This window comes from bacterium (assembly GCA_024226335.1).
Taxonomy (GTDB): Bacteria; Myxococcota_A; UBA9160; order SZUA-336; family SZUA-336; genus JAAELY01.
Window position 1 is genome coordinate 1 of sequence record JAAELY010000122.1, and the last position, 6,542, is coordinate 6,542.

Sequence of the window (6,542 nt, forward strand, 5' to 3'; positions counted from 1 at the left end):
CATCATCCCGGCGACGATGATCGTGAACCGGTACGTGCGCAAGAAATGGGCGTGCTCCGAAGGGCACGAGATCTTTGCGGCTCCCGCTCCCGAGGGTCTGATTGCCCGAGCACGCTTCGAGCCGTCGGTCTACGCGCACGTCGCCGTGGCCAAGTATCACGATCACGTCCCCTTGCACCGGCTTTCAGGGATCCTGGGGCGCTACGGCATTCCGGTGGCCAAGCAGACGATGTGGGACATGCTGGTCACGGTCGACGAGCTGGTCGCGCAGCCGATCTTGCGCCAGATGCAGCGCGAGCTGCTGGAATGCACAGCGCTACACGCCGACGAGACGGTGGTCACCTTGCGCCTCGAGGGCGGCAAGGGGAGCAAGAAGGCATACCTGTGGTGCTGGCGCTCGCTGGAAGGCGAGGTGCCGAGTCGAGCGCTGATGGACTTCCGGACGACCCGGAATCGACACGGGCCGATCGACTTCCTGGGCGACTGGACCGGAACTCTCATCATCGACGGCTACTCCGGGTACAACGAGGTCGCGCGGACCAACGAGATCGTGCGTGCAGGATGCTGGGCGCATGCGCGGCGCAAGTGGAAGGACGCTTTTGAGGCAGGCTCCAAAGCGGTCGCGAGCGTGCTCGTGTGGATCCAGCGGCTCTTCCGGCTGGAGCGCGCGATGAACGAGCGGATCAGGCGTTTGGAGCTCGACCCGCTGGGTGTGCTCGCGCTACGACACCTGCATCGGGGCCGGTATGGTCGTCGTATCATCGACAAAGCCTACGAGGCTGCTGGCCAGTTCGACGGCAAGCGCAGCACCGTGCCGAAGAGCAAGCTGGGTAAGGCCGTGAAGTACCAATTCCGGCAGAGAGAGACCCTTGAGGTCTTCCTGAGCGACCCACGCATTCCCATCCACAACAACGCGGCTGAACGTGACATTCGCCACGTGGCTATCGGCCGCAAGAACTGGTGGGTGGTGGCGAGCCAGCGCGGTGGCGAGGTCGCGGCGCGTATGTACTCGCTGATGCTGTCGTGCAAGCAGGCTGGCGTGAACCCCGAGACGTACCTCGCGAGCGTGCTGTCGCTGATCTCCACCACGAAGGACCGCGACATCGCGCAGCTCACGCCGTGGGGATGGGGCGCGATGCAAGCGGAGCGCGCCGTCGAGGTGCTCGCGACGCGGCCAACCTGAACTGCGACCCAGATCGTCGGGCCACTTGCAAGGGCATCGTGGCATGGGTTGGCCGGACGCTTACCGTCCAAGTCGACGGGGCGTTCTATTCGGCTCCTTGGCGCCTCCTGGGGCAGAAGATCTGGGTCCGTTGCACTCGTACGAGTGTGGCCATCTGGTCCAACGACGAGCATCTGTGGACTCATCCACGCACGCTGCGAGGCAAGCACCAGACCATCGAGGGTCACCTTCCTGAGGGACGTCGCGAGCTTCGTCACCGCTCACGTGGATTCTGGGAGCTACGCGCTCGATCGATGGGCGAAGACGTCGAACGACTCGCGAAGAAGATCTTTGATAGCGACGACGTCCTGCTCCAGCTGCGGCGAGTGCAAGCAATCGTGACACATCTCGAGGGCTTCCCCGTCGCGCGCGCGCAGAACGCCGCCCGTCGCGCACTGCACTTCGACAGCTTCGAGTATCGAGCGATCAAGAGCATCCTGGCCAAAGGCCTGGACTACGAGCCGCTCCCCGAAGAACCCGCACGCGCTTGGGCGAAGAAGTCGCGCTACTCGCGCGCGCCCAGCACATCCCTGTTCCCCGAAGAAGAACCTCATGACAACCACTGAACTACTCGTCCCGATCCTGAAGAAGCTGCGGCTGTCAGGCGTCTTGCAGACCCTGGATCTGCGCATGCGCGAGGCTGTCGACGACGGCCTCGCCCACTCCGAGTTCCTCTACCGACTCTGCTCGGACGAGGTCGAGCGGCGTGAGTCCAAGCAGCTCGATCTCCGTCGGCGTCGCGCTAACTTCGACAATGCGAAGAGCATGGAGGACTTCGACTGGTCCTTCAACGCGCAGGTCCCCAAGTCCAAGATCATCGACCTCGCAACCTGCGGCTTCATCGGGAAGCGCGAGAATGCACTGCTCATTGGACCAACCGGCGTCGGGAAGTCACACATCGCGCAAGCAATCGGAGAGCGCGCGTGCCGCGCTGGATACTCTGTGCACTACGTCTCCGCACACGATCTGCTTGCTCAGCTTCGGGCTGCCCGCGCGGACGCCTCCCTCGAGCGGCGCATGCTGCGGTTTACATCCCCCGACCTCCTGATCATCGACGACCTGGGGCTCTGTCCCCTCGATCGGGACGAGCCTCTCGACCTCTACGAGGTCATCCGTGCCCGATACGAGCGTGGCTCGATGATCGTCACGTCGAACCGGGCGATCGAGGAGTGGTACCCCCTCTTCCTCGACGATCTCATGGCCTCGGCGGCAATGGACCGGCTACTCCACCACGCCCACGTCGTCGTCCTGGACGGACACTCGTATCGCAACCCGCCCGGCGCGGCCGCCAAGTTTGCTGACCGCCCCTAGCCCACTCTGCCTCCGCCGCGGCTGGCCTTGCTTGGCCGGGCTGACGTGGCCTTGCTTGGCCGAGCTGAAGGTGGCCTTGATTGGCCGGTCCTTGACAGCTCCCGAAATCCCTTGAGAGAGAATCTCTCCTCCAGGTGTTTGGAGCCGCCTGGAGGGTCCGGTCGGCAGCGCCGTCCGGAGAGCGCCCGAGTTGGGCCTCTTCACGCCGTGATTCTGCACGAGACGCCGGGCTCCTGATGCGAGATGTGGCCTCGCTCGATCTCAGGAATCGCTGCGCCCTGCCTTGCGGCGCTTCTTCGAGCGCTCCGCATCGCGGAGTCTGTAGCTCTTGCCTTCGGTCTGCAGGATCGTCGCGTGATGCGCGATGCGATCGATCACCGCCGCCGCGGCCGTCGCGTCGAGGAAGACTTCGTTCCAGCGCGCGAAGGGCAGGTTCGTCGTGACGATCAAGCTGCGTCGCTCGTAGACCTTCGTGATGAAGCCGAAGAGTAGGTCGGCACTGAGCTTGTCGAAGGGCACGTACCCGAGCTCGTCCAGTACGACGACATCGAAGCGCGCCATCTGCTCGAGCTTCCGGGACAGCCGATCGACCGACTTGGCCTCGACCAGGAGGTTGCACAGCTCGGCCGCCGTCGTGAAGCGCACACGCTTGTCGTGCTGACAGCAGGCGATGCCGAGCGCGATCGCAAGATGAGTCTTGCCGGTGCCGATCTCGCCCATCAGCACCACGTTGGCGTGTTCCTCGACGAAGTCAGCGCGGGCGAGCCCGAGCACCTCGTCGCGATCGAGCGTCGGCTGTGCGTCGAAGTCGAATACGTCGAGCGTCTTCAGCCACGGAAAGCGAGCCTCACTGATCCTACGGCGGATACGGCGCTCGCGGCGGTCGGTCACTTCTTGGTGGGCCAGCTCCGCGAGGTACTCGGCGTGGGGCTGCCGGTGGCGTTCGGCTTCGATTGCCAGTCGCTCCCAGTGTTCGGCCACCGATGGCAGCTTCAGCTCGCGCAGATCGCCGGCGAGGTTCGGTGGCTCGATCGTTCGCTTCGTGCTCATGCCTGACCTCCTGCACACAGGGTGTCCCAGGCAGACAGGTCTGGCTCGGCCACTTCGATCGCGAGCAAATCGGTTCTGTCCATCGTCAGCGGGGGAGCCACTCGCGGCGCCGCCGATTCCTGCCGCAGTAGCATCTGTACGGTCTCGAGTCTGGGCGATCCACGTTCGATCGCGCCTGTCACAGCCAACTCGACCAGACTCGGCGGATGTTCCTCGAGCAAGCGGAGAATGCGCACCCATTCCTGATCGGGCTTGCGCGTTCGTCCGTGGAGCTCGGCACGTAGCTGGTGAAAGACCTGCGGCAGCTGCCATTGCTGGATCGCCGTCGATTCCGAGACTGCGCGGTGCTTCTTCTCGAGCAACTCGAGGACGTGCAGAGGGTCGATGATCGTCGAGCCCTCGCGGAAGGTGCGCTCGTGACGAGCGACGACCTCGCCTCCGCATGCAATGACCACCTGATCGTGGAAGAGTTTCACGGTCACCGGCCGGCGCGCGTGGCACACAGGCACCGAGTACGTCGAGCGATCCACGTGCACCTGGCCGTACTTGTTCGCCACACAGGTGAGGACTCGACAGGTCTCGGGGCGATGATCGGGCAGGGGGCGCAGATGTTCTCTCTCGGCGACCTGGGCTTGACGCGCCGTCCGGCCGTCGGGCAGCCGGCGTTGATCGAGGTCGTGCTCCAACTCGGTCATGATCTGCGCGTTCAGCGCATCCCATGAATCCACGTTCGGCATTGGACGGAAGACGTTTGCTCGCACGTACTCGACTCCGCGTTCGACGGACCCCTTCTCCCATCCCTTGCCCGGTGCGCAGAAGTCTGCGTGCACGGGCCACCCGCCGCGGAAGCCGTGAAACATCTGGTTCTCGATGCGCTCGGTGCCCTTGAGGACCTTCTTCACCGCGAGCGAAGTGTTGTCGAGCACGACTCGGCGCGGCAAGCCGCCGAACCAGACGAAGGCCGTCGCGAGTCCGTCGAGCAGACACTCGACCCGCTCGACTGGGTACGCCTTCGCGAAGTAGGTGTTGCTCCCGGGCAGCGTGACGACGAGGAACTTGACCTTGTGGAGCTTGCCGCCGACCACTGCCCACGATTCGCCGAAGTCCGCTTCCATCGTGTCGCCGAGCGCGTGCGTGCGGTGCACGAAAGCTTCCTTCGGCGACAGATCGCCGCGCAGCTCCGCAACGTACTTGCGGATCGTACGCGCCTGGATCGGGCCGACTTCCTTCGGCAGGAGCCTCCCGATTCGCTTGGCCGAGATCTTCGGCTCGTCCAGGAGCCATCCCGTGATTTGCTCGCGCCAGGGATCGAGCCGGCGGGCTCGTCGAGGGCTCTCCCGCTTCGTCGGTGCCGTCTCGCGCTCGACCGCACGGCGGACCGTCTTGATGTCCAGGCCTAGGCGACGTGCGATCTCCTTCTTCGGAACGCCGTCGACGATGTGCATGTGGCGTATCTCTGCCCACTGTGACACTCTGATCACCTCCTGGCCCTCCTGGCTCGGTGCTTCGGTTGCTTCGCAACTCCCGACGTACCGGCCCTGGGGGCCTTTTTCTAGGAGGGGCCTGCCACCCCGCTCTCCAGACCCCTCCAGGGGGTCCTTTTTGAACGTTCCGCGGGGTCCCTTTTCAGCGTGCCGTCAACAACTGGTTCGCCAAGTAGCTGACACAGCTCGTGCGATCGATGCACAGGTCGAGCTTGAGCTCCTTGATCCGGTTCTCACTGTCGCCGCGGTGGCAGTAGATCTGCCACACGCGCTCGGGCACATGGCGCAGGTTGGTGATGAGGAAGCGGGTGTTCTTCCGCGGCGCGAGGTATGACCAGATGTTGTGGATGAGGATCTGAGAGGAGCAGCGGCGTACCCTTGGTGTCAAGCACTACCAAGACACCCAAGCCCCCGACACGGGGGGAGGATACGCCACATGAAGAAGGCTACGCCCTTCACCGAGAACGAGCCAGTCGAGAGTTCCGAAGACGTGCTGACGGAGATCGTCCGCAGCGGCGCGAAGAAGATGCTGGCGGCGGCGCTCGAGCAGGAAGTCGCGGACTACCTCGCCCAGCACGCGGGCGCCCGGGACGAGCATGGGCACCAACTCGTAGTGCGCAACGGCCACGGCCGTGAGCGTGAGATCCAGACCGGAGTGGGCAGCGTCGTCGTTCGCCAGCCGCGCGTGAACGACCGCCGCGTCGACGAGGATGGCGATCGGATCAAGTTCACGAGCAAGATCTTGCCGCCGTACTTGCGCCGCACGAAGGCTGTCGAGGAGCTGATCCCCTGGCTGTACTTGAAGGGAGTTTCGACGGGCGACTTCGCTGAGGCGCTTGGCGCGCTGCTCGGCAAAGGAGCACCGGGCCTGTCGGCCTCGACCGTGGTGCGCCTCAAGCAGGTATGGGAGACGGACTTCAAGGACTGGAGCCGTCGCGACCTCTCAGGAAAGCGCTACGCCTACCTCTGGGTCGATGGGATCCACTTCAACATCAGGCTCGAGGAGCATCGTCAGTGCATTCTCGTGGTCATGGGCGCGACAGCCGACGGGAAGAAGGAGCTCGTGGCCGTCCAGGATGGCTACCGTGAAAGCGAGCAGTCCTGGAAGGAGGTGCTGCTCGACCTGAAGGCGCGCGGGCTCGACGTCGACCCTGAGCTCGCGGTCGGCGACGGCGCTCTCGGCTTCTGGAAAGCGCTGCCCCAAGTGTGGCCTTCGACGCGCGCGCAGCGCTGCTGGTGCCACAAGACGGCGAACGTCCTGAACAACTTGCCGAAGGGCGAGCAGCCTCGCGCAACGCCTGCCTGGCCATGGTCTTCAAACTCGCTCAGGCCGCCGGTAACTGTCGTGTGACCCCCACCTGGTCTTGGCGTTCGCGGCCCGGCACTCTGGCGGCATGAAGCAACGCTACCGGCGCCCCGACATCCAGCGGCTGCTCGAGCGACGATCGCGGCACGGCCTAACGTTTCGCGAGATC

7 protein-coding genes are annotated in these 6,542 nt (G+C 64.6%); 4 read left to right on the plus strand and 3 right to left on the minus strand.

What is annotated here, in order from left to right:
• The 3 genes from GY725_05655 to GY725_05665 form a co-directional block, all read left to right on the plus strand.
• Window positions 1–1,183 (plus strand): IS66 family transposase (locus tag GY725_05655; protein MCP4003662.1); only part of this gene is annotated, 1,183 nt, incomplete at its 5' end.
• A 38-nt stretch (window positions 1,184–1,221) separates the two neighbouring features.
• Window positions 1,222–1,788 (plus strand): hypothetical protein, encoded by a 567-nt coding sequence (locus tag GY725_05660; GenBank protein ID MCP4003663.1) that lies wholly within the window; start codon window positions 1,222–1,224, stop codon window positions 1,786–1,788.
• A complete protein-coding gene (locus GY725_05665; protein ID MCP4003664.1) occupies window positions 1,775–2,533 on the plus strand; it encodes an ATP-binding protein in 759 nt (252 codons plus the stop codon). The genes GY725_05660 and GY725_05665 overlap by 14 nt, the downstream gene beginning before the upstream one ends.
• A gap of 261 nt (window positions 2,534–2,794) precedes the next feature.
• Here GY725_05665 and GY725_05670 read toward each other — a convergent pair whose 3' ends face one another.
• The 3 genes from GY725_05670 to GY725_05680 all read right to left on the minus strand — a co-directional run bounded on the left by GY725_05670 (window position 2,795) and on the right by GY725_05680 (window position 5,455).
• Window positions 2,795–3,583 (minus strand): ATP-binding protein, encoded by a 789-nt coding sequence (locus GY725_05670; protein MCP4003665.1) that lies wholly within the window; start codon window positions 3,581–3,583, stop codon window positions 2,795–2,797.
• Entirely contained in the window at window positions 3,580–5,055 is a 1,476-nt protein-coding gene (locus GY725_05675) for an IS21 family transposase (GenBank protein MCP4003666.1), read from the minus strand. The genes GY725_05670 and GY725_05675 overlap by 4 nt, the downstream gene beginning before the upstream one ends.
• A 154-nt stretch (window positions 5,056–5,209) precedes the next feature.
• Complete coding sequence (locus GY725_05680) at window positions 5,210–5,455, minus strand: hypothetical protein (GenBank protein MCP4003667.1); 246 nt, start codon at window positions 5,453–5,455, stop codon at window positions 5,210–5,212.
• 48 nt (window positions 5,456–5,503) lie between these two features.
• Here GY725_05680 and GY725_05685 point away from each other — a divergent pair, with 48 nt between their 5' ends.
• The gene (locus GY725_05685) at window positions 5,504–6,418 is read left to right on the plus strand and encodes an IS256 family transposase (GenBank protein MCP4003668.1); all 915 of its coding nucleotides are present in this window, start codon (window positions 5,504–5,506) and stop codon (window positions 6,416–6,418) included.
• The last annotated feature ends 124 nt before the right edge of the window (window positions 6,419–6,542 follow it).